The following is a 22,080-nucleotide window of genomic DNA, read 5'->3' on the forward strand; positions in this document are numbered from 1 at the left end:
CCTCTGGGGGTGGCCGGTCCCCCTGGGGACGGCTGATCGCCTCGTAGCCGATCACCCCTGGGGGTCCCGTTTCCCCACACGTCGTCCTGGTTGTTCGAGGCCCATTAGGGTGAGGTCATGCCAGCCAGTTACGCGTATCTCGGTCCCGAAGGCACCTTCACCGAAGTCGCCCTGCGCACGCTCCCGGAGGCTGCCACCCGGGAACTGGTCCCGGTGGTGTCGGTTCCGGCCGCACTGGACGCCGTCCGCAACGGCGAGGCCGAGGCCGCCTTCGTCCCCATCGAGAACTCGGTGGAGGGCGGCATCACCACGACCCTCGACGAGCTGGTCGCGGGCGCCCCGCTGATGATCTACCGCGAGGTGCTGCTGTCGATCACCTTCGCACTGCTGGTCAGGCCCGGCACGAAGCTGTCGGAGATCAAGACGGTCACCGCGCACCCCGCCGCACAGCCACAGGTGCGCAACTGGCTCAGGACGCACCTGCCCGACGCCCTGTGGGAGTCCGCCGCGTCGAACGCCGACGGCGCGCGCCTGGTCCAGGAAGGCCGGTACGACGCGGCCTTCGCGGGCGAGTTCGCGGCAGCCAAGTACGGCCTGGAGCCGCTGGAGACCGGCATCCACGACGCGGAGAACGCGCAGACACGCTTCGTGCTGGTGGGCAGGCCCGCCCGGCCCGCCGCACCGACCGGCGCGGACAAGACGTCCGTGGTCATCTGGCAGCGCGACGACCACCCCGGCGCCCTGCTGGAGCTCCTCCAGGAGTTCGCGGTGCGCGGCGTGAACCTGATGCTGCTGCAGTCCCGGCCGACCGGCGAGGGCATCGGCAACTACTGCTTCGCCATCGACGCCGAAGGTCACATCTCCGACCGGCGGGTGGGCGAGGCGCTGATGGGGCTCAAGCGGGTCTGCCCGCAGGTGCGCTTCCTCGGCTCGTACCCCCGGGCGGAAGTCGACCCCAAGGACGTACGCGCACCACGGGCCGGGACCTCTGACAGCGAATTCTCGGCCGCATCCGACTGGCTGGCGCGCTGCCAGGACGGCCGCTTCTGAAAGGGGCCGTTCCGCGGGCGGGGCGGAGAGCGCCGGTTCGGGCCAGGGCGGCCAAAGGCAGTGGGCCGATGCCGGAAATCGAATGGACGGACCGTTCCCGAACACGCCATGAACAGTCCGTGCGACTCATTTCCACCGGTTCGGTGCGCGGGAGCCGAACACGCCTGGCCGGCGGCTCGTGCCCGAGGGCCCGAACGGTCCCGGCGTCATCCCTGTCCACCGGCCTGCGCACCCTTGATCACTGGTCCTACCTGCAGATTTTCGTCATCCACAGATGTTATCCACAGGCGCGCTTCTCGACCTGGGGACAAGTCGACAACGAAATACTGCATCGTCGACAAATCGGCCTACAGGCCCCAACTTCTTCCACAGCCCCGCACGTCACCCTTCGTCCACCCTTTTCCCTTGATCAACTCTATGGGGCGAATCATTTACACCCGAAAGTGCGTGTACGCAGGGTTTGAGCCGGGAATTCCTCACCCCGCGCCCACCCCTCGGAATGATCATTTCCGAAGTCCACAGATCTTCCGCACAGCCTGTGGATAACTCTGGAGGGCTGTGGATCCCTGTGGACAACCAGGCACCAAGTCCCTGTCACCACAAGGAAATCCGGTCAACCGACGAGTCGCCGCCTGCCCCCTTTCAGGGAGTACGACCCTTTTCCTTGACGTCGACCCATGATCAAAAGATTCAGTCCGGCATTCCCCTTATAACGTGACAGAACCGGCGGACCGGAATATCGAGTCGTTGGCCGGAACCGCGCACCGGTAGCCTTGAGGGGTGATTGACCTTCGCCTGCTCCGTGAGGACCCCGACCGTGTTCGCGCCTCCCAGCGCGCCCGTGGAGAGGACGTCGCCCTCGTCGACTCCCTCCTCTCCGCCGACGAGCGGCGCAGGTCGTCCGGCGTCCGCTTCGACGAGCTGCGTTCCGAGCAGAAGGCGCTCGGCAAGCTGATCCCCAAGGCCTCGGGCGACGAGAAGGCCGAGCTGCTGAAGAAGGCGGGTCAGCTCGCCGCCGACGTCAAGACGGCCGACGCCGAGCAGCACGAGGCGGACGAGGAGACCAAGCGGCTCCTCCTCCAGCTGGGCAACCTGGTGCACCCCGACGTACCGGTCGGCGGCGAGGAGGACTTCGTCGTCCTGGAGACGCACGGCACCATCCGCGACTTCGGCGCCGAGGGCTTCGAACCCAAGGACCACCTGGAGCTCGGCGAGGCGCTGGGCGCCATCGACGTCGAACGCGGCGCCAAGGTGTCCGGCTCGCGCTTCTACTACCTGACCGGCGTCGGCGCGCTCCTGGAGCTCGCCCTCGTCAACGCGGCGATCGCACAGGCCACCGAGGCCGGCTTCACCCCGATGCTGACGCCCGCGCTGGTCCGCCCGCGCGCCATGGAGGGCACCGGCTTCCTCGGCCAGGCCGCGGAGAACGTGTACCACCTGGAGAAGGACGACTACTACCTGGTCGGCACCTCCGAGGTCCCGCTCGCGGCGTACCACATGGACGAGATCCTCGACGCCGACAAGCTGCCGCTGCGCTACGCCGGCTTCTCGCCGTGCTTCCGCCGCGAGGCCGGCACCTACGGCAAGGACACCCGCGGCATCTTCCGCGTGCACCAGTTCGACAAGGTCGAGATGTTCTCGTACGTCGCCCCGGAGGACGCGGAGAACGAGCACAAGCGCCTCCTGGACTGGGAGAAGCAGTGGCTGACCGGTCTTGAGCTGCCGTTCCAGGTCATCGACGTGGCGTCGGGCGACCTGGGCGCGTCCGCGTCGCGCAAGTTCGACTGCGAGGCGTGGATCCCCACGCAGGGCAAGTACCGCGAGCTGACCTCGGCGTCGAACTGCGACGGCTTCCAGGCCCGCCGCCTGTCCGTCCGCATGCGCGACGGCAAGAAGGTCCAGCCGCTCGCCACGCTCAACGGCACGCTGTGCGCCGTCCCCCGCACGATCGTCGCGATCCTGGAGAACCACCAGCTCGCCGACGGCTCCGTCCGGGTGCCGGAGGTGCTGCGTCCGTACCTGGGCGGCCGTGAGGTCCTGGAGCCGATCTCCAAGTGACCGGCACATCTGGAGCGACCGGTTCGACCGCGCCGCACGGCTCGACCGCGCCGCGGGCGTCGCACGAGCAGGACGGACCGAGCGGGTCGTTCCCGTACAAACTCGTGGCGACCGACCTCGACGGCACGCTGCTGCGTGCCGACGAGACGGTCTCCCGGCGCACGCGTGAGGCGCTCGCCGCGGTGACCGCGGCGGGCGCGGCCCACATCGTCGTCACCGGACGTGCGGTGCCCTGGACCCGGCACATCCTCGACGACCTCGGCTACGAGGGCCTCGCGGTGTGCGGCCAGGGCGCCCAGGTGTACGACGCGGGGGAGCACCGGCTGCTCACGTCGGTGACGCTGGACCGGCAGCTGGCCGGTCTGGCGCTCGCCAAGATCGAGGCGGAGGTCGGGCCGCTCCTGCTGGCGGCGAGCCGCGACGGGCTCGACGGCGAGGTCGTCGTGGGCCCCGGCTACCGGGTGCAGGACGGCCCGCTGACGACCATGCCGATCAGGGACGCGGCGGACCTCTGGTCGGCTCCCCTGAACAAGGTCTACATCCAGCATCCGACGCTCTCCGACGACGAGCTCGCCGCCGTCGGCACGGAGGTCGCGGGCGGCCTGGTGGGCGTCACGATGGCGGGTGCGGGGATAGTGGAGCTGCTGCCCCTCGGTCTCTCCAAGGCGACCGGACTGTCCCTGGCGGCCCGCCGGCTCGGCATGAAGGCGGCCGACACGATCGCCTTCGGCGACATGCCCAACGACATTCCGATGTTCGCCTGGGCGGCGCACGGGGTGGCCATGTCCAACGCCCACGACGATCTCAAGGCCGTCGCGGACGAGGTGACGTCCTCGAACGAGGAGGACGGCATCGCGGTGGTCCTGGAACGCCTGCTGGGCTAGGGGGTTCCGTTCGGATCGGCCCGATCCGAGCCGAACGAAACCCCCTGGTCCGGCCTCGGTCCGTCCCGGCTCCCGCCGAGCACGGTGGGGCGGGGTCCGCGCCGCGGCTGCACGGCCGGGCGAGCGCTGACGGACGTCGGCCGGTCGGCCGGTCGGCCGGTCGGCCGGGGGACGACGGCAGCAGCCGTCGGCCGGTGCGTTCTTGCGGAGGATGCGCGGATCGAACGCGCGCGGGGACGACCCCGACCACGGCTTAGCAAGCCGGTGCCTTACCTCTCGGCCAATCCTCCGGGTGGGCGGCCCGCGCGTGACGCGCGCTCGAAGCGGCCGCCCCGGGCAGCCCCCCGTGCGGGGTGGGTTCGACGGAGGGGTAACTACTCCGGAACCCGCCGCGGGCTGCCCTGCCGGGAGCTCGACGAACTGCTCCTGATGAACATCGTCGCGCTCCTCTCCCAGAACATGGCGCCGGCTCGATGCGGCGGCGTGGACACAACTACTGTGCCCCGGAGCCGATTTGGACGCCACCGAATAAATGCGAGGCCCGCACGCGGTGCCGGGTCAGGGCCACCCGCCCCGGCGGCGCCCCGTACTCGGCGGCCCTCGGAAGCCGCGGTCAGCGGCGGCGCCACCTGCGCCGTCGCGCTTTGCTGAAGAACCATCCCGCGGGCGGCTCGTCGGACCGCCAGGGCTGCGGGTCGGGCCCTCCCTGGCGCCAGCGGGCGGCCAGCATACGGGCGCGGGCCGAGGGCTCGGCCGTTTCCGCGGACCGTATGAAGTCCTCGTCCAGGACGAGGTCGTCCCAGACGTCCCCGGATTCCCCGTCGCCTTTCAGTTCCTCAGCGGACATCCCCGTCCTCCTAGCAACGCATCCCCTCGGCCCAGTGTGCCCGGGCACAGGTGAAGCCGATGTCAAGAAGAGGCCGCCCGGTGAAGGGGCGGCCCCGGCGGGGTTCCACGCGCGCGTGCACCGCGACGGCAGGCACGCGCGCGTGGAACCCGCTCACTCCTCGCCGGCCAGCGTCAGCGACCGCAGCCGCTGCCCCGCGTACCAGGTGGCCAGCACGGTGACCGCGATCAGCAGCACCGTCGCGGTCGGCAGGCCCACGTCGGAGGTGACGAGGTCGCCGCCGGTGACCTTGTGGCCCACGGCGAGTGCCCACTGCTGGATGCTCAGCGTGCGTGCGCCGGACACCAGCGACCCGAAGAGGGCCTCCCAGACGAGGGCGTAGACGAGCCCGAAGACCACCGCGTGCCGGGTCACGGTCCCCAGGAGCAGGAACAGGGCGGCGTACGCGATCGAGGCGACCAGCGCGGCGACGGTGTAGGCGACGGCGATCTGCTGGCCGTTGCCGTTCAGGATCAGGCCCGCGATGAACGTCGGCACCGCCGAGAACGCCATGGTGACGGCGACCGCGACGATCAGCTTCGTGAAGATGATCGTGGGCCGCTTGAGGGGCTTGGCCAGCAGATACACCACCGAGCCGTCGTCGATCTCGGGGCCGATCGCGCCGGTGCCCGCGATGACGCCGATGATCGGCACCATCGTCGCGAGCGCGAAACCGCCGAGCACGTCCGAGGCCACCTGGTCGTCGGCGCCGGTGAAGCCGCGCACGGCGGCGGAGATCACGATGAGCAGGACGGGCAGGGCGCACAGGATCAGGGCCCTGCGCCGGCCGAGCAGGCCACGGTAGGTGAGCCGGGCGACTGTGGGGTCGTACATCTTCGGCCTCCTACGCCGCGACGAGATACGAGAAGACGGACTCGAGGGACTCGTCCGACGGCGAGACCGTGAGCAGCCGGATGCCGTGCTCGCGCGCGACGCGCGGGAGCAGGGCGGTGAACCGGCCGAAGTCGACCGCCTGGATGCGCAACGCGCCCTCGGCCAGGTCGACTTCGATGCCCGACGTCGACGGGTCGGCGATCAGCGCCGCGGCGAGCGCCCGGTCGTCGCTGGACCGGATCAGATAGCGGTGCGGGCGGTCGGTCATCAGGCGGCGGATGCGCCGGAAGTCGCCGCTCGCCGCGTGCCGTCCGGCGACGATCACCTCGATGTGCGCGGCGAGCTGCTCGACCTCTTCGAGGATGTGGGACGAGAACAGGACCGTTCGGCCCTCGTCGCCCATGCGCCGCAGCAGGTCCATGAGCTGCATGCGCTGACGCGGGTCCATGCCGTTGAACGGCTCGTCGAGCAGCAGCAGCGACGGGTCGTGGACGAGGGCGGACGCCATCTTCACGCGCTGTCGCATGCCCTTGGAGTACGTCGAGATCTTGCGGTCCTGCGCGTACTCCATCTCGACCGTGGCGAGCGCGCGCTGGGCGGCCTTGTCGCCGAGGCCGTGCAACTCGGCGTTGGCGACGACGAATTCGCGGCCGGTGAGGAAGTCGTACATCGCCTCGCGCTCGGGGACGATGCCGATGTGCCGGTAGATCTGTTCGTTGCGCCAGACCTGCTCGCCGTCGAGGGTGACGGTGCCCGTGGAGGGGGCCAGGAAGCCGCCCATCATGTTGATGAGGGTGGACTTCCCCGCGCCGTTCGGGCCGAGCAGGCCGGTGACTCCGGGGCCGATCGTCATCGTGATGTCGTTGACCGCCACCACGTTGCCGAACCAGCGTGAGACATGGTCGATGTTGAGCGTGGTCACAGCCCGACCTTTCGGTAGCGGCGCATCAGGAGGCCGTAGCAGCCGGCGATGAGCCCCAGGACGACGATGAGGTGGACGAGGCCCTGCCCGGACGAGGGTCCTTCCCCTCCGGGGAACGCGGAGGTGGCGCCCAGGAAGGCGGTCTGCACCCCGTCGATCAGCGTGATCGGCGAGAAGAGGCCGAGCCACGGGACGGCTCCGGTGCTGGACTGCTCGTAGGCGATGGCCTGGACGGTGGACACCGCCCCGTAGGAGATGGTCAGGGCGGCGATGACGGCCGCGATGCCGAAGCCGCGGCGCGGTGTGGCCGCGGAGATCACCAGGCCGATGCCGGCGAAGAGCAGCGACAGCAGTGTCACGGAGACCAGCCCCTGTGCGAATCCCTTGGTCTGGTCGGCGAAGTCCAGCTTCGCCAGCAGCGCTCCCACGTAGAGCACGATCAGCGGCGCGGCGGTGAGGACGAACAGCGCCGAGGCCAGCGCCGCGTACTTGGCCCGCACGTAGTCCGCGGTCTCGATGGGGCGCGAGAAGTACAGCGGGACGGTCTTGAAACGCAGGTCGCGGGAGACGGCCTGCGGTCCCTGCGAGGCCACGTACAGACCGATCACGGCCTGCATGATGATCGCGTATCGCGTGTAGTCGACGGGCAGGTCCTTCGCCTTGGTGGCGACCGCGACCGCCACCATGATCAGGGCGGGGACGCACATCACGACGAACAGCAGCATCGGCAGCACCTTGGACTTGACCGAGCGGCCGAGTCCGTAGGCGCCTCGCAGGGACTGCGAGTACAGCGAGCGACGGGCGTAGGCGCGGCCCAGGCGCGGTCCGTCGTAATTGCGGTAGCCGATGTTGTGGATCCGGGTCTGCTCGGCCTCCCGGGCCGTGGGCTGCTCAACCGCCATGGCCGACCGCCTCCTTCCGCTGCTCGTCGCTGTCCTTGAAGACCTCCGCGATGTGGTGCCGGCGCTGCTCCATGCGGACCAGGCCGAGGCCGAGGTCGGCGACGACGTCGCGGACGAGGTCGTACGTCTCCTCGCCCTCGGCGGTCAGCAGCAGGATGTGCCCGGCGCCCGGCAAGCCGCTGCCGTCGTGGGTCTCGATCCCGCGCGCGTGCAGCGCGTCGCGCACCGCGCGGGTGCCGTCCGGGTGCTCGTCGGTGTCGGTGACCTCGATGGCGAGGGTCGTGGTGGTCTGGGTGAAGTCCGTGGTGGAGCTGGACCGCAGCAGCTGGCCGCCGTCGATGACGACGACGTGGTCGCAGGTGCGCTCCAGCTCGCCCAGGAGGTGCGAGGTGACCAGGACCGAGATGCCGAAGTCGGTGTGGATCCGGCGGATCAGCCCGAGCATGTCGTCGCGGCCGACCGGGTCGAGGCCGTTGGTCGGCTCGTCGAGGAAGACCAGCTGGGGGTCGTGGACGAGGGCCTGCGCGAGCTTCACGCGCTGCTTCATGCCCGTCGAGTAGCCGCCGATGGGGCGGTAGCGCTCCTCGTACAGGCCGACGTGGCGCAGGGTGTCCGCGGTGCGCTCGCGGGCCGCGGCCGGCGGCAGGCCGGACATGCGCGCCATGTGGACGACGAACTCGGTGGCCGAGACGTCGGGCGGCAGGCAGTCGTGCTCGGGCATGTACCCGACCCGCTCGCGGATGGCGGCGCCCTTGGTGGCGACGTCGAGTCCGAGCACTTCGGCGCGGCCCTCGGTGGCGGGGGACAGACCCAGCAGGATCTTGATCAGTGTGGACTTGCCGGCTCCATTGGCTCCGACGAGTCCGGTCACACCGGGCCCGACGTCCACGGAGAGCCGGTCAAGCGCGGTCACCCGGGGGAACCGCTTGCTCAGGCTTTCGGTCGCGATCACAGTCACGTTTCGAAGGTAGTGGCGCACGCCACAGCGGTCGTCAGACCACGGAGCTGGATCCGCGTCAGACTCCAGTCGTACGGGCCCGTAGGGGTCCCCCTGAGGTCGAATGCCGCCCGTCGCCGCACCCTCGGCCGGGCCGCCCGTCCGGGGGTGGCCGGCCGTCCACAACGGGCCGGTTGTCCACAGGCGCCGCACCCGGCTATTGACGCAGCCTCTAACTACTGTCACATTCGCCAGTGTCAAGTTACGGACACGTACCGCGGTCAGCGTGGACAGGGTGTGGGGCGGTGGCATGACGACGGCAGTGGCAGGCGAACTCTCCGCGGAGCTGCGCGGGTTCGGAGAGGAACTGCGCGGGTTCAAAGAGGTGCAGCGCCTCGCGTACGAGTGCGCGGAGGCGGTCGCGGCGCAGCTGAAGCCCGGTGTGACGGAGCGCGAGGCGGCCCGCATGCAGCGCGACTGGCTGCGCGAGCGCGGGGTGCGGGACTGGTTCCACCTGCCCTTCGCCTGGTTCGGCGACCGCACGGCGTTCGTCGGCTTCCGCGTCCCGCTCCAGTTCTTCCCGACCAACCGGCGGCTGGAGCCGGGGATGCCCTTCATCCTCGACATGGCGCCGGTCCACAAGGGCTTCACCGCCGACATCGGCTACTCGGGCTCCCTGGGCCCGAACCCCCTCCAGGACAAGCTGCTCGCCGACCTGGAGGCGCACCGCGAGCTCATCCTCCGCGAGGTCCGCGAGCGCCGCACGCTGCGCGAGATCTATGAGGACGTGGACCGGCTCATGGTCCGCCAGGGGTACGCCAACCGGCACCGCGCGTACCCCTTCGGTGTGATCGCGCACAAGGTGGACCGGGTCAGGGAGCGTCCCTGGTCCCCTCGTCTGTTCGGGTTCGGCACCCAGTCCCTGAAGGGCCTGGCGGGCGACGCCCTGCGCGGGCACCGGGACGGCTGGTCGCCGCTGTGGTCGCCGTACCGCTTCTCCGACCATCCGCCGCAGCCCGGGCTGTGGGCGGTCGAACCCCACCTCGGATTCCGGGGCACGGGCGCGAAGTTCGAGGAGATCCTGGTCGTCACCGACTCCAAGGACCCCGAGGCGAGCGCCTTCTGGCTGGACGACGATCTGCCGCACGTGCGGCGCTGGGCGGAGGACAAGTGAGTCTCGAAGGTGCGCGCGAGCGCTGGGTTCGGACGGGCGGGATCGAGCTGTGCGTCGCCGAGCTGGGCGACGACCGGCAGCCCACGGTGGTGCTCGTGCACGGATATCCGGACTCCAAGGAGGTGTGGTCCGAGGTCGCCGCAAGACTGGCCGACCGCTTCCACGTCGTGCTGTACGACGTGCGCGGGCACGGCAGGTCGTCGGCGCCGCAGCCGCTGCGCGGCGGGTTCACCCTGGAGAAGCTGACGGACGACTTCCTCGCGGTCGTGGACGCGGTGAGCCCGGACCGTCCGGTGCACCTGGTGGGGCACGACTGGGGCTCGGTGCAGTCCTGGGAGTTCGTCACGGTGGCACGCACCGAGGGCCGGATCGCGTCCTTCACCTCGATGTCCGGTCCGTCCCTGGACCACTTCGGGCACTGGATCAAGCAGCGCGTGCGCCGGCCCACCCCCCGCCGGGTCGGCCAGCTCCTCGGCCAGGGCGCCAAGTCCTGGTACGTGTACATGCTGCACACTCCTGCGCTGCCCGAGCTGGCCTGGCGCGGCCCCCTCGGCAAGCGCTGGCCGAAGATGCTCGAGCGGTTCGAGAAGGTGCCCGCGGGCGACTACCCGACCTCGTCGCTGCCCTCGGACGCGGCGCACGGCGCATGGCTGTACCGAGACAACGTACGGCCCCGGCTGAGCAGGCCGCGCGCCGACGCGTACGCCCACGCGCCCGTGCAGCTGATCACGCCCCTGGGCGACGCGTTCCTCTCCGAGCGGCTCTACGACGACCTGGAGGAGTGGGCACCCCGGCTGCTGCGCCGCACGCTCCCCGCCAAGCACTGGGTTCCGCGCACGCGGCCGGACCAGCTGGCCGCCTGGATCACCGAGTTCGTGACGGCCAACGAAGGCCGGGAGGCGGGACTGCCCGCGCAGGACACGGCGGCCACCGGCAAGTACGCGGAGCGGTTCGGGGGCCAGCTCGTCCTGGTCACCGGCGCGGGCAGCGGCATCGGACGGGCCACCGCCTTCGCGTTCGCCGAAGCCGGCGCGCGCGTGGTGGCCGTCGACCGGGACGCGGAGAGTGCCGCCCGCACGGCGGAGATGTCCCGGCTGATCGGCTCTCCCGAGGCCTGGGCGGAGACGGTCGACGTCTCCGACGAGCAGGCCATGGAGAAACTCGCCGAGAAGGTCGCCACGGAGTACGGCGTGGTGGACGTCCTGGTGAACAACGCCGGGATCGGGCTCTCCGGCTCCTTCTTCGACACGACGTCGGAGGACTGGAAGAAGGTCCTCGACGTCAATCTGTGGGGTGTGATCCACGGCTGCCGGCTCTTCGGGAAGCAGATGGCCGAGCGCGGCCAGGGCGGCCACATCGTCAACACCGCCTCGGCCGCGGCGTACCAGCCCTCGAAGGCCCTGCCCGCCTACAGCACCTCCAAGGCGGCCGTACTGATGCTCAGCGAGTGCCTGCGTGCGGAGCTGGCCGGGCAGGGGATCGGCGTCTCGGCGGTCTGCCCCGGCTTCGTCAACACGAACATCACCTCGACCGCCCGTTTCGCCGGCGTCGACGCGGCGGAGGAGAAGCGGCGCCAGAAGAAGTCCGCCCGGCTGTACGGCCTGCGCAACTATCCGCCGGAGAAGGTCGCCGACGCGATCCTGGGCGCCGTCGTCCGCAACCAGGCCGTCGTCCCCGTCACCCCGGAGGCACGCGGCGCCCGCCTCATGTCCCGGTTCACCCCGAAGGCGCTGCGCGCGATCGCCCGGCTGGAGCCGCCGCTGTGAGCACGCCGGAGCCCGCCGGAGTCCCCGGGCGCGGTGCGATCGCACCGCGCCGGGTCCTGACGGACGTCAAGGGGTTCACGGGGCAGGAGGCGACACACAGCGTGCGGCACGCGTACGTCCTCGATCATCCCGCCGCGCACAACGGAGCCGTGCGCCAAGGGTTGTTGACCACATGGAAGGAGCTCGGCGCGGCCGTACCGCGCTGTCCGCGGCGGTCGTACCATCCGTCCCAGGAGGGGTCACTGCGCCGGGCCGTCGAGTACCTGGCACTTTCACCGGCGGCACGGACAGCAGCCGCGGCGATCGGGCATGCGGCGACCGCGTAGCGACCGCCGGGCGACGCGGAAGGGCAGGAAGCGTGAGCGACGAAGCGGCCGGTGCCGCGTACCGGATCGAGGATCTGGCACACCTCAGCGGTGCCACGGTGCGGACGATCCGCGCCTATCAGGACCGCGGACTGCTCCCCCGCCCCGAGCGGCGGGGCCGCGCCAACGTGTACGCGGACACGCATCTGGCCCGGCTGCGGCAGATCGCCGACCTCCTCGACCGCGGCTACACGCTGGCGTCCATCAAGGAACTGCTGGAGGCCTGGGACACCGGCCGGGGCCTCGGCGGGGTCCTCGGCCTGGTCGCCGAGGTCGACGGGCCGTGGACCGACGAGGAGGCCGCGCGGATCTCGCGCGCCGAGCTGGACGAGCGGTTCGGCGGAAGCCCTGACCACGCGGCGGTGGCCGAGGCCGTGGAGCTGGGGGTGCTGGAGCGCATTCCCGGCGACGAGGACACCTTCCTCGTCCCGAGCCCTCAAGAGCTGGGCGTCGCAGTGGAGTTGCACGCGGCGGGCGTCCCGCTGTCCGCGATCTCCGGTCATCTGCGGGAGTTGAGAGTGCAGGTGGAACATATAGCGGACCGTTTCCTGGAGTTCACGACCGAGCATGTCTTCGCCCGCTACCTGGGGGAGCACCCACCGACGGACGCGGAGGCGGCCGAGGCGGCCTCTCTCGTACGACGGCTGCGGCCTCTGGCACAGCAGACGGTCGACGCCGAACTGGCCAGGGCCATGCGCCTGTTCGCGCACCGACACCTGCGTGAGCAGCTGGGGGCTGGGCCGCCACGGGAAAGAGCCGACGAGGTGCGTTCGGTGGAGATCCCCGCGGAGACAATGCGGGCCGTGGCGAACCTGGTTGGTCCGTCGCAGGTGCCCGCATTCGTCACTGCAGCGGCCGAACGCGAGGTCCAGGCACGCACCTTGGACCACATGGCAGCAAATCACGCCAAGCGCGGCATGATTGACCAATCCCCCTGAATCCTCGCCACGTTGTCCACAGAATCTTCAAATCCCCTGTGGATAACCAGACTTGGCTGTGGATCAAACCTCCGGACCAAAATCAAATGCGTGATCAGCGTCTCGCCAGGCACGCTGGTGAACCCGACGGAACGAAGAACGGGTGGCGTACTGCTGGACCGACGAGAGCCGCACACCCCCGCGAACGAGGACCGGACGGAACATAGAACAACGAGATCGAATGACAAGATGGATGTACGTATGGATGAAAGACGCACCGTAAAGGTGTCGAAGTACCTCTCGAAGCACCTGCGGCACCAGCCCGAGCGGATCGGGCTGACGCTCGGCGAGGGCGGCTGGGTCGAGATCGACACGCTGATCGCCGCGGCGGCCGCCCACGGCTTCCGCATCACGCGCGAGGAACTGGACCAGGTCGTCGCCACGAACGACAAGCGGCGCTTCGCCGTCGAGGGCACCCGGATCCGCGCCAGCCAGGGGCACTCCGTGGAGGTCGACCTCGGACTGCCCCCGGCGACCCCTCCGGCGTACCTCTACCACGGGACCGTGGCATCCAGCCTGGGCGCGATCCGCATCGAGGGCCTCAAGCCCATGAGCCGGCACGACGTGCACCTCTCGCCCGACCGGGAGACGGCGACCCGTGTCGGTGCCCGCCGCGGCAGGCCGGTCGTCCTCTCCGTGGACGCCGCCGCCATGCACCGCGACGGCCACGTCTTCCACGTCAGCGCGAACGGCGTCTGGCTGACTCAGGCCGTACCCCCGCGCTACCTGCGTTTCCCGGCCCCGCACTGACGTCGCCGGCCGCCGCGGGGCAGCAGTGCCCCGGTGACCCGCCGGCCCCCGCCGACCGCCCGGGGCAGCCGCGCCCCGGTGACCTGCCGACCGCCCGGGGCAGCCGTGCCCGCGGTCCGTGCCGCCCATGGACGATCATGCGGTGGGCACGACCACCTTCCGGTTCCGCTTACGCTCGAAGCATGAGTCTGCGCCTCAGCACCGTGATCCTCCCGTACGTCCGCTGGCACGAGGGCGGGCGTTCCGCATGGCAGCGCGCGGAGCAGCTCGGCTTCCACACCGCTTTCACCTACGACCACCTGTCGTGGCGGAGCTTCCGCGACGGCCCGTGGTTCGGCGCCGTGCCGACGCTCACCGCCGCGGCCGCCGTCACCGAACGTATCCGCCTCGGCACGCTCGTGACCTCTCCGAACTTCCGGCACCCGGTGACCCTCGCCAAGGAACTCGTCTCCCTCGACGACATCTCGAACGGCCGGATCACCCTGGGCATCGGCGCGGGCGGCACCGGCTTCGACGCGACGGCGCTCGGCCAGGACCCCTGGACCCCGCGTGAGCGCGCCGACCGCTTCGGCGAGTTCGTGCCGCTGCTGGACCGCCTGCTCACCGAGGAGTCCGTCTCGTACGGCGGTGACTTCTACTCCGCGCACGAGGCGGTCAACATCCCGGGCTGTGTGCAGCGCCCCCGGCTGCCCTTCGCCGTGGCCGCCACGGGCCCACGCGGACTGAAGCTCGCCGCCCGGCACGGGCAGGCCTGGGTGACGACCGGCGACCCGAAGCTCTACGAGACGGGCACCCCCGAACAGTCGGTTCAGGCCATTCGCCGGCAGACCGACAAGCTGGCCGACGCCTGCGCCGAGATCGGCCGGGACGTGTCCGAGCTCGACAAGATCCTCCTCACCGGGTTCACCCCGGACAAGGGCCGTCCCCTGGAGTCCCTCGACGCGTTCGTCGACTTCGCCGGCCGGCACGCAGAGCTGGGCTTCACCGAGATCGTGATCCACTGGCCGATCCCCGACTCGGTCTTCGCCGCCGACGTGAAGGTCTTCGAGCAGATCGCCATGGAGGCCCTCGCCCAGCTGCCGTGAGGGGCGACGGGGTGTAACGGCGCTGGTGAGGACGGTAACCACTCAACTGTGCGGACCGCCGCACGGCCGTGCGGGCATATGCGGGAGAATGAGCGGGTGACCTCAGCGACTCGACGGCCCGAGACCCCGGCCTCCACCGTTCCGCCCCGGCTGATCGCCACGGATCTCGACGGCACCCTGTTGCGCGACGACAAGTCGGTGTCCGAGCGTACGATCGCCGCCCTCGCCGACGCCGAACAGGCCGGAATCGAGGTCTTCTTCGTCACGGGCCGCCCAGCCCGCTGGATGGACGTCGTCAGCGACCATGTCCACGGGCACGGCCTCGCGATCTGCGGAAACGGCGCCGCCGTGGTCGACCTGCACGGCGGCCCCGGCGCCCACCGCTTCGTCAAGATCCGCGAACTGACGCCCGGCATCGCGCTCGACGTCGTCCGCCTGCTGCGTTCCGCGGCGCCCGGCACCGTGTACGCCGTCGAGCGGACGTACGGCCTGCACCTCGAACCGGCCTACCCCTCGCTGCACATGGAGCCCCCGGAGATCGTCGCGCCCGCCGAGAAGCTCCTCGCCGTGGACGCCCTGGACGCCGATCAGCCGGTGCTCAAAGTGCTCGCCTACCACCCCGACATGGACCCGGACGCCTTCCTCGCGGTCGCCCGCACGGCCATCGGCGAGCGGGCCATCGTGACCCGGTCGAGCCCCAGCGCCCTCCTCGAGATCAGCGGCCCCGGCGTCTCCAAGGCCAGCACCCTCGCGCTGTGCTGCGCCGAGCGGGGCATCTCCCCCGAGGAGGTCGTCGCCTTCGGTGACATGCCGAACGACGTCGAGATGCTCAGCTGGGCAGGCCGTTCGTACGCGATGGGCAACGCCCACCCCGACGTCCTCGCGGCCGCCTCCGGCCGCACCGTCGCCAACAACGACGACGGAGTGGCCGTCGTGATCGAGCGCATCCTCGCCGATCGGCTCGACACCCCCTAGAGCGGGACCCCGTGCCGGGCCAGCCACGGCACGGGGTCGATCGCCGATCCCAGCTCATCGCTGACCCGGACCTCGAAGTGCAGGTGCGGTCCCGTCGAGTTGCCGCTCGTGCCGGACTGCCCGATCAACTGCCCGGTCGACACCCGGTCCCCCTGGTCGACGGCCACGGCGGCCAGGTGCGCGTACTGCGTGCGGTAACCGCCGGAATGCCGGATCACGATCTCGATGCCGAAGGAACCCCCGCAGGAGACCTTCACCACCCGGCCCGCCCCGACCGACCTCACCGGCGTGCCGATGGGCACCGCGAAGTCCTGCCCGGTATGGCGGTTCGCCCAGCGCTCTCCACCGCTCCCGAAACGCGCGGAGAGACGGTACGAAGGCACCGGCGCGACCCACTTGCGCTCGCTGTGCGTCCGCGTCCCGTCGAGGCGGACGGCACCGCGGCAGGAGCCCGCCGCCACCGAGGCGTCCGCCCGGCTCTGCAGCGTCGACCGCGCCTCGTCGAGCTTCGCCTCGATGGTCCGCTTCATCGCGGCCAGTTCGCGGTTCCTCTGATCCAGCGCCTTTCGGGCGGACCGTGCCTTCGCCTCGTCGGCGGCGAGCCGGGCCTCAGCGCGACGGTTCTTGCCGACCGCGTTGCCCAACGCCAGATCCGCTTGCCATGCGGCGCCCTGACCATGCATCAGCTTGTCGTCGCCGGCCGCGAGCAGCATCTGCGCGGAGTACGGGAGCCCGTCCCCCTCCCGGTACTGGGCGCGTGCGATCCGCCCCAGGTCCTCGCGCAGCACCGTGATCTCCTGCCGCTCGCGCGCGAGAAGCCGCTCGGCCCGTTCCGCTCTGCCCCGCTGCGCGTCGGCCGCCTTGCGTCCCGCCGCGTACTCGCGCGACGCCGTCGCGGCCTCCTCGTACAGTCGCGCCACCCTGGCGCCGGCCGCGGAGCCGTCGTCCTCGCTCTCGGCGGTCGTGGGCCGGGACGCGAGAACCGCGAGTGCGCACAGCAGCACCGGCAGGAGCAGGGGACGGCGGCGGAGAAAGAGCATGACAGCGATCGTGGACCGCCCAGGTGGGCCCGGTCTCGTCCACGTCGTACAGCCGGGGGACCGTACGGCACGAATGGCCGACAGGACTGGGCCGAACAGGGTGCGCGTGAGGGACGTTTCAGTAGGGGGCCTGCCATGTCACCGTCGTACCGGCACCGCCCTCGCCGATACCCGGTCCGTACGAGCTGTCGCCGCCCAGGGACTCGGCCCGCCGCGCGAGGTTCCGCAGTCCGCTGCGCCGGCCGCCCTCGGGGATGCCGACGCCGTCGTCGGCGACGGTGAGCCGGACCCCCTGCCGCCCGTCCGGCAGCCTCGCGGTCGCGTCGACCGTGACGTCGATCCGGGAAGCCCCGGAGTGGCGGAAGGCGTTGGACAGGGCCTCGCGCAGCGCCGCGATCAGGTTCTTGCAGGTGAGTTCGCCGACCGCGGTGTCGACAGGGCCGACGAAGCGGTGGCCGGGCTTGAAGCCCAGCGGCACGGCAGCCATGTTGATCTCGCGCAGGATCCGGGTGCGCAGTCCGGACGGCGGCTCCTCGGAACCCGGCTGAAGCGCGAAGACGGCCGTGCGGATCTCCTGGATGGTGACGTCGAGTTCGTCGACCACCCGTCCGACGCCCTCCCGCACCTCGGGCAGGGACGACCTCCGCTGTGCGCTCTCCAGCATCATCCCGGTGCTGAACAGCCGCTGGATGACGAGATCGTGCAGATCCCGGGCGATCCGGTCGCGGTCCTCGAACACCGCGAGCCGCTCCCGGTCGCGCTGGGTCTCGGCCACCATCAGCGCGAGCGCGGCCTGCGAGGCGAACTGCGCCGCCAGGACCCGTTCGGTCCCGGTGAAGGGCCGGCCGTCCTCGGCACGGGGCAGGACAAGGGCCCCGAGCAGCCGGCCGTCGCTCTGCAACGGCAGCATCATGATCGGTCCGTAGCCGCGGGCGAGGTCCGTGATCAGGCGCGGCTCGGTGGCGGCGTCCTCGACGAACACCGGCTTTCCGTCGAGGAGTTCGGCGACGACCTGGCTCTCCGGCGGTACGACCACGCCGAGCGCCTTCGACGGGTGGGCCGAGGAGACCGCGACGATCTCCAGACCGCCCTCGACGGCGGGCAGCATCACGATCCCCGCGGCCGAGCGGGCGAGCCGGCGGGCCTGTTCGGCGACCACCTGGAGCGCGTCCTCGGCGTCGTCGCCCGCCAGGAGTGCCGTGGTGACGGCGACCGAGCCGTCGATCCACCGCTCGCGCTGCTGGGCGGCCTCGTACAGCCTGGCGTTGCCGATGGCGATGCCCGCCTCCGCCGCCAGGACGCGGACCAGGTCGAGGTCGTAGTCGGTGAACGGACGGCCGTCCCACTTCTCGGCCAGGTACAGATTGCCGAAGATCGCGCCCTGCACCCTGATCGGAACACCCAGGAAGCTCCGCATCGGCGGGTGGTGTTCGGGGAGGCCGCAGGCGCGCGCGTCGTCCGCCAGGTTCGTGAGCCGTACCGGGTTCGGATCGTGGATGAGCGCCCCGAGGAGACCGCTCTGCCCGTCGGGGAGGCGCCCGATCCGCTGGGCGGTGTCCTCGTCCATGCCGTGGTAGACGAAGTCCGCGAGCCCCTCCTCGTCCTCCGCCGCGACTCCCAGACCCGCGTAGCGGGCGTTCGTCAGCTCGGCCGCCGTCGCGCAGATCCGGTTGAGGGTGGCGTGCAGCTCGAGGCCCGAGCCGACCGATCGCAGGGCCTCCAGCAGTTGCGGCACCCGCGCGGTCAGCTCCGTGGACAGCCCGCGCAGGCCGCGGGTCGTGCCGGCCGCCGCGTCCGGGCTGCCGTCGGATGAGCGCGGGGCGGGAGCTGCCGACATGCCTTGAGCCTAATTAGTCCTCTTTGCCAGGGAAAGTCGGCTTCACGGGTACGCGGCGGCGGTCAGGGGCCCGGCTCCGAGCAGCAGATCTCCTGCCGTCTCCCGTTCCACCATGTCCCGCAGCGGTCCTTCGGCGGCGGCCAGCCGAGCGTACGGACCGCGCTGGACCACGCGTCCCTCCACGAGCACGATCACCTCGTCCACCGCGTCGAGGCCGGCCAGCCGGTGCGTGATCAGCAGCGTCGTACGTCCTTCCGTCGCGGCCAGCAGGTCCGCGGTGAGCGCGTCGGCCGTCGGCAGGTCGAGATGCTCCGCCGGCTCGTCGAGGACGAGCACGGGGAAGTCGGCGAGGAGCGCCCTCGCCAGCGCGAGCCGCTGGCGCTGGCCTCCGGACAGCCGGGCCCCGTGCTCACCGATCAAAGTGTCGAGGCCGTCGGGCAGGCCGTCCGCCCACTCCAGGAGCCGGGCCCGGGCGAGCGCGTCACGCAGTCCGGCCTCGTCGGCGTCCTTCCGGGCCAGCAGCAGGTTCTCGCGCACGGTGCTGTCGAAGAGGTGGGCGTCCTGGGCGCAGAGCCCGATCAGACGGCGTACGGCGTCCCCGTCCATCGCGGCGGCGTCCGTGCCGCCCAGCGTGCAGGTCCCCGCGTTCGCGTCGAGGAAGCGCAGCAGTACCTGCGCGAGCGTGGTCTTGCCGGACCCGGAGGGGCCCACGACGGCGATGCGACGGCCCTGTTCGAGAGTCAGGTCGACGTCGACGAGCGCGTCCCGGTCCTGTCCCTCGTGGCGCGCTCGCAGCCCCCGCACACGCAGCGGGAACGGCGAGGCGGGCGCGGGCTGCGGCCGCTCCGGTTCGCGTACGGGCTCCGGGGCGTCCAGCACCTCGTACACGCGCTCCGCGCTCTTGCGCACCCGCTGCCGGTACTGGACGGCGAGGGGCAGCCCGAGGACGGCCTCGAACGCGGCCAGCGGGGTGAGGACGACGACGGCCATCGCGACACCGCTCAGGCGCCCGGCAGCGACCGCCTGCGCACCCACGAGGGCCGTGGCCGCGACGGTCAGCCCGCACGCGAGCGCCGTGAGCCCGTCGCCGAGCGCGGTCGCGGTGGCACCCCGGGAGGCGAGGCGGGTGAGTACGGCGTCGGCCCTGCGCGCCTCGGCGGTACGGGCCGGAAGCGCGCCCGCGACGGTCAACTCCGCCGTTCCCGTGAGCAGATCGGCCACCCTCGTCGCCAGGACGCCCCGTGCGGGCGCGAGCCGCAGCTCGGCCCTGCGGGCGACGGCTCCGGTCACCAGGGGGACACCGACCCCGGCCGCGAGCAGCCCGAGAGCGAGGGCGGCACCGGCCTCCGGCAGCAGCCATGCCGTGAAGCCGATGGAGGCGGCGGAGACGACGAGCGCGGCTCCGGCGGGCAGCAGCCAGCGCAGCCAGTAGTCCTGCAACGCGTCCACATCGGCGACGAGCCGCGACAGCAGATCGCCGCGCCGGGTCGTCCGCAGCCCGGCGGGCGCCAGCCGCTCGAGGCGCCGGTAGACGGCGACCCGTGTGTCGGCCAGCATCCGCAGCACCGCGTCATGGGACACGAGCCGCTCCGCGTAACGGAAGACGGCCCGTCCGATGCCGAACGCCCGCGTCGCCGTCACGGCCACCATCAGATACAGCACGGGCGGCTGCTGGGACGCCCGCGAGATGAGCCAGCCGGACGTCGCCATCAGGCCGACGGCGCTTCCGAGCGCGAGGCTGCCGAGAAGCAGGGCCAGCGCGAGCGGCCCGCGCCGGGGAGCGGCCATCGCGCGCACCCGCGCGAGCACACCGCCCCGCTTCGACGGGACCGTTCCGGAGGCGGCCCCCTCGGCCACCGGTTCCACCTCGTGAAGCGGACCCACACGGCCCGGCTCCTCGGAGCCGGGCACCTCGACGAGCGCGCCGGCCTCCGTCGAGCGGGACGCCGGCACGCGCGGTCCGCCGTGCGCGGAGCCGGCCGTCCCGGGCTCCAGACGCACCACCCGGTCGGCCACCCCGAGCAGCGCCGGCCGGTGCACCACGAGCAGAACCGTGCGCCCCACGGCGAGCCGCCGCACGGCCTCCACGACCTCCGCCTCCGTCGCCCCGTCGAGCGCGGCCGTCGGCTCGTCGAGGAGCAGCACGGGCCGGTCGGCGAGGAACGCGCGCGCAAGGGCCAGTCGTTGGCGCTGACCGGCCGACAGCCCGGCACCGTCCTCGCCCAGGAGGGTGTCGGCGCCATCGGGCAAGGCGTCGACGAAGGCCGCCGCGCCCGCGTCGGCGAGCGCCTGCCGCAGCGCCGCGTCGTCCGCGTCGGGCCGGGCCAGCCGTACGTTCTCGGCGATGGAACCGGCGTACAGGTGGGGGCGCTGCGGCACCCAGGCGATCTGCGAGCGCCACTCGGCCAGGTCGGCCTCGACGAGGTCGGTTCCCCCGATCCGCACGCGCCCCTCGTCGGGCTCCACGAATCCGAGCAGGACGTTCAGCAGCGTCGACTTGCCCACGCCGCTCGGTCCGACGAGAGCCACCGTCTCACCGGGTTCGACCGTGAAGGAGGCGTCCGAGACCGCGTCCGCGGAGCGCCCGGGATACCGCACGGTCACGCCCTCAAAGTTGATCTCCCCCATCGGAACACGCAGCGCCCCGGAGGCCGGTGCCGGAGTCTCCAGGACGGAGAAGATCTCCTCCGCCGCCGCGAGCCCCTCGGCGGCGGCGTGATACTGCGCGCCCACCTGCCGCAGCGGCAGATACGCCTCGGGCGCCAGCACCAGGATCACCAGCCCCACGTACAGGTCCATCTCGCCGTGGACGAGCCGCATGCCGATGGTCACGGCGACCAGAGCGACCGAGACGGTGGCGAGCAGCTCCAGGGCGAACGACGACAGGAAGGCGATCCGCAGCGTCCGCATGGTCGCCTGGCGGTACTCGCCGGTGATCTTCCTGATCGACTCGGCCTGCGCCTTGGCCCGGCCGAACACCTTGAGTGTGGGCAGTCCCGCGACGACGTCCAGGAAGTGCCCGGACAAGCGGGACAGCATCGTCCACTGCCGGTCCATCTGGGTTCGCGTGGCCCAGCCGATCAGCACCATGAAGAGGGGGATCAGTGGCAGCGTGCCGACGATGATCGCCGCCGAGACCCAGTCCTCCGTGACGATGCGCGCCAGCACCGCCACCGGAACCACCACCGCGAGTCCCAGCTGCGGCAGATAGCGGGAGAAGTAGTCGTCGAGTGCGTCGACCCCTCGGGTGGCAAGGGCGATCAGCGACCCCGTTCGTTGGCCGCTCAGCCACCCCGGACCGAGCTCCGCGGCCCGGTCCAGCAGCCGGCCCCGCAGCTCCGACTTGACCGCCGCGCTCGCCCGGTGGGCGGCGAGCTCGGTCAGCCAGGCCACCACCGCACGGCCGGCCGCGACCGCCACCAGCAGCACCAGGGGCGTGCGCAGTTCGGCGACCGACAGGCCGTGCTGGAAGGCTCCGACCACGACCTCGGCGATGAGCATCGCTTGGGCGATGACCAGCGCCGCTCCGACGGCACCCAGCCCCACGACCGCCATGAGGAAGAGGCGGGTGACCCGGGCGTACCGGAGCAGACGCGGATCGATTGGTTTCACGTGAAACACACCCTTGAGCTCATCAG

17 protein-coding genes, 1 tRNA gene and 1 pseudogene are annotated in these 22,080 nt (G+C 71.4%); 10 read left to right on the plus strand and 9 right to left on the minus strand.

Going from position 1 to position 22,080, the window contains the following annotated elements:
- The first annotated feature begins 117 nt into the window (after positions 1-117).
- The 3 genes from pheA to ACZ4IF_RS10285 all read left to right on the plus strand — a co-directional run bounded on the left by pheA (position 118) and on the right by ACZ4IF_RS10285 (position 3,992).
- Positions 118-1,050, plus strand: coding sequence for a prephenate dehydratase (gene pheA / locus ACZ4IF_RS10275; protein ID WP_345640347.1), 933 nt, complete (start codon positions 118-120; stop codon positions 1,048-1,050).
- Between the two features lie 780 nt (positions 1,051-1,830).
- A complete protein-coding gene (gene serS, locus ACZ4IF_RS10280; protein ID WP_359494955.1) occupies positions 1,831-3,108 on the plus strand; it encodes a serine--tRNA ligase in 1,278 nt (425 codons plus the stop codon).
- A gap of 104 nt (positions 3,109-3,212) precedes the next feature.
- On the plus strand, positions 3,213-3,992 hold the full coding sequence (locus ACZ4IF_RS10285) for an HAD family hydrolase (protein WP_467561772.1): 780 nt from the start codon (positions 3,213-3,215) through the stop codon (positions 3,990-3,992).
- A gap of 205 nt (positions 3,993-4,197) precedes the next feature.
- Here ACZ4IF_RS10285 and ACZ4IF_RS10290 read toward each other — a convergent pair.
- The 6 genes from ACZ4IF_RS10290 to ACZ4IF_RS10315 all read right to left on the minus strand — a co-directional run bounded on the left by ACZ4IF_RS10290 (position 4,198) and on the right by ACZ4IF_RS10315 (position 8,488).
- Positions 4,198-4,282: transfer RNA gene (locus ACZ4IF_RS10290), tRNA-Ser, on the minus strand.
- Between the two features lie 323 nt (positions 4,283-4,605).
- Complete coding sequence (locus ACZ4IF_RS10295; protein ID WP_467561347.1) at positions 4,606-4,839, minus strand: SGM_3592 family protein; 234 nt, start codon at positions 4,837-4,839, stop codon at positions 4,606-4,608.
- Positions 4,840-4,992: 153 nt separating this feature from the next.
- Positions 4,993-5,712: an ABC transporter permease gene (locus tag ACZ4IF_RS10300; protein ID WP_467561349.1), complete on the minus strand. Its 720-nt coding sequence runs from the start codon at positions 5,710-5,712 to the stop codon at positions 4,993-4,995.
- A gap of 10 nt (positions 5,713-5,722) precedes the next feature.
- Positions 5,723-6,634, minus strand: coding sequence for an ABC transporter ATP-binding protein (locus tag ACZ4IF_RS10305; protein WP_028804041.1), 912 nt, complete (start codon positions 6,632-6,634; stop codon positions 5,723-5,725).
- Positions 6,631-7,536, minus strand: coding sequence for an ABC transporter permease subunit (locus ACZ4IF_RS10310; RefSeq protein WP_467561351.1), 906 nt, complete (start codon positions 7,534-7,536; stop codon positions 6,631-6,633). The genes ACZ4IF_RS10305 and ACZ4IF_RS10310 overlap by 4 nt, the downstream gene beginning before the upstream one ends.
- On the minus strand, positions 7,526-8,488 hold the full coding sequence (locus tag ACZ4IF_RS10315) for an ABC transporter ATP-binding protein (RefSeq protein ID WP_359495029.1): 963 nt from the start codon (positions 8,486-8,488) through the stop codon (positions 7,526-7,528). The genes ACZ4IF_RS10310 and ACZ4IF_RS10315 overlap by 11 nt, the downstream gene beginning before the upstream one ends.
- Positions 8,489-8,783: 295 nt before the next feature.
- On the opposite strand from ACZ4IF_RS10315, the gene ACZ4IF_RS10320 reads away from it, so the two are divergent.
- From ACZ4IF_RS10320 to ACZ4IF_RS10350, 7 genes and pseudogenes are all read left to right on the plus strand, one after another.
- Positions 8,784-9,647 carry a M24 family metallopeptidase gene (locus ACZ4IF_RS10320; RefSeq protein ID WP_467561353.1) on the plus strand — a complete coding sequence of 288 codons (864 nt, stop codon included), beginning with the start codon at positions 8,784-8,786 and terminating at the stop codon, positions 9,645-9,647.
- Complete coding sequence (locus ACZ4IF_RS10325) at positions 9,644-11,413, plus strand: SDR family oxidoreductase (RefSeq protein WP_467561355.1); 1,770 nt, start codon at positions 9,644-9,646, stop codon at positions 11,411-11,413. The genes ACZ4IF_RS10320 and ACZ4IF_RS10325 overlap by 4 nt, the downstream gene beginning before the upstream one ends.
- 137 nt (positions 11,414-11,550) lie before the next feature.
- A pseudogene (locus tag ACZ4IF_RS10330) lies at positions 11,551-11,739 on the plus strand (metal-dependent hydrolase); the annotation flags it as partial.
- Between the two features lie 32 nt (positions 11,740-11,771).
- On the plus strand, positions 11,772-12,716 hold the full coding sequence (locus ACZ4IF_RS10335; RefSeq protein ID WP_467561357.1) for a MerR family transcriptional regulator: 945 nt from the start codon (positions 11,772-11,774) through the stop codon (positions 12,714-12,716).
- 240 nt (positions 12,717-12,956) lie between these two features.
- Positions 12,957-13,505 (plus strand): RNA 2'-phosphotransferase, encoded by a 549-nt coding sequence (locus tag ACZ4IF_RS10340; protein ID WP_467561359.1) that lies wholly within the window; start codon positions 12,957-12,959, stop codon positions 13,503-13,505.
- Between the two features lie 182 nt (positions 13,506-13,687).
- Positions 13,688-14,590: an LLM class flavin-dependent oxidoreductase gene (locus ACZ4IF_RS10345; RefSeq protein WP_359494978.1), complete on the plus strand. Its 903-nt coding sequence runs from the start codon at positions 13,688-13,690 to the stop codon at positions 14,588-14,590.
- 78 nt (positions 14,591-14,668) lie between these two features.
- Positions 14,669-15,565: a Cof-type HAD-IIB family hydrolase gene (locus ACZ4IF_RS10350; RefSeq protein WP_467561361.1), complete on the plus strand. Its 897-nt coding sequence runs from the start codon at positions 14,669-14,671 to the stop codon at positions 15,563-15,565.
- Here ACZ4IF_RS10350 and ACZ4IF_RS10355 read toward each other — a convergent pair.
- From ACZ4IF_RS10355 to cydD, 3 genes are all read right to left on the minus strand, one after another.
- Positions 15,562-16,605: a M23 family metallopeptidase gene (locus tag ACZ4IF_RS10355; protein ID WP_467561363.1), complete on the minus strand. Its 1,044-nt coding sequence runs from the start codon at positions 16,603-16,605 to the stop codon at positions 15,562-15,564. The genes ACZ4IF_RS10350 and ACZ4IF_RS10355 overlap by 4 nt on opposite strands.
- Before the next feature lie 118 nt (positions 16,606-16,723).
- Positions 16,724-18,442: a sensor histidine kinase gene (locus ACZ4IF_RS10360; RefSeq protein WP_467561365.1), complete on the minus strand. Its 1,719-nt coding sequence runs from the start codon at positions 18,440-18,442 to the stop codon at positions 16,724-16,726.
- Between the two features lie 42 nt (positions 18,443-18,484).
- Positions 18,485-22,054 (minus strand): thiol reductant ABC exporter subunit CydD, encoded by a 3,570-nt coding sequence (cydD, locus tag ACZ4IF_RS10365; RefSeq protein WP_467561367.1) that lies wholly within the window; start codon positions 22,052-22,054, stop codon positions 18,485-18,487.
- Positions 22,055-22,080 lie beyond the last annotated feature (26 nt).

The sequence above is a fragment of the Streptomyces sp. NPDC025784 genome, from assembly GCF_055558435.1.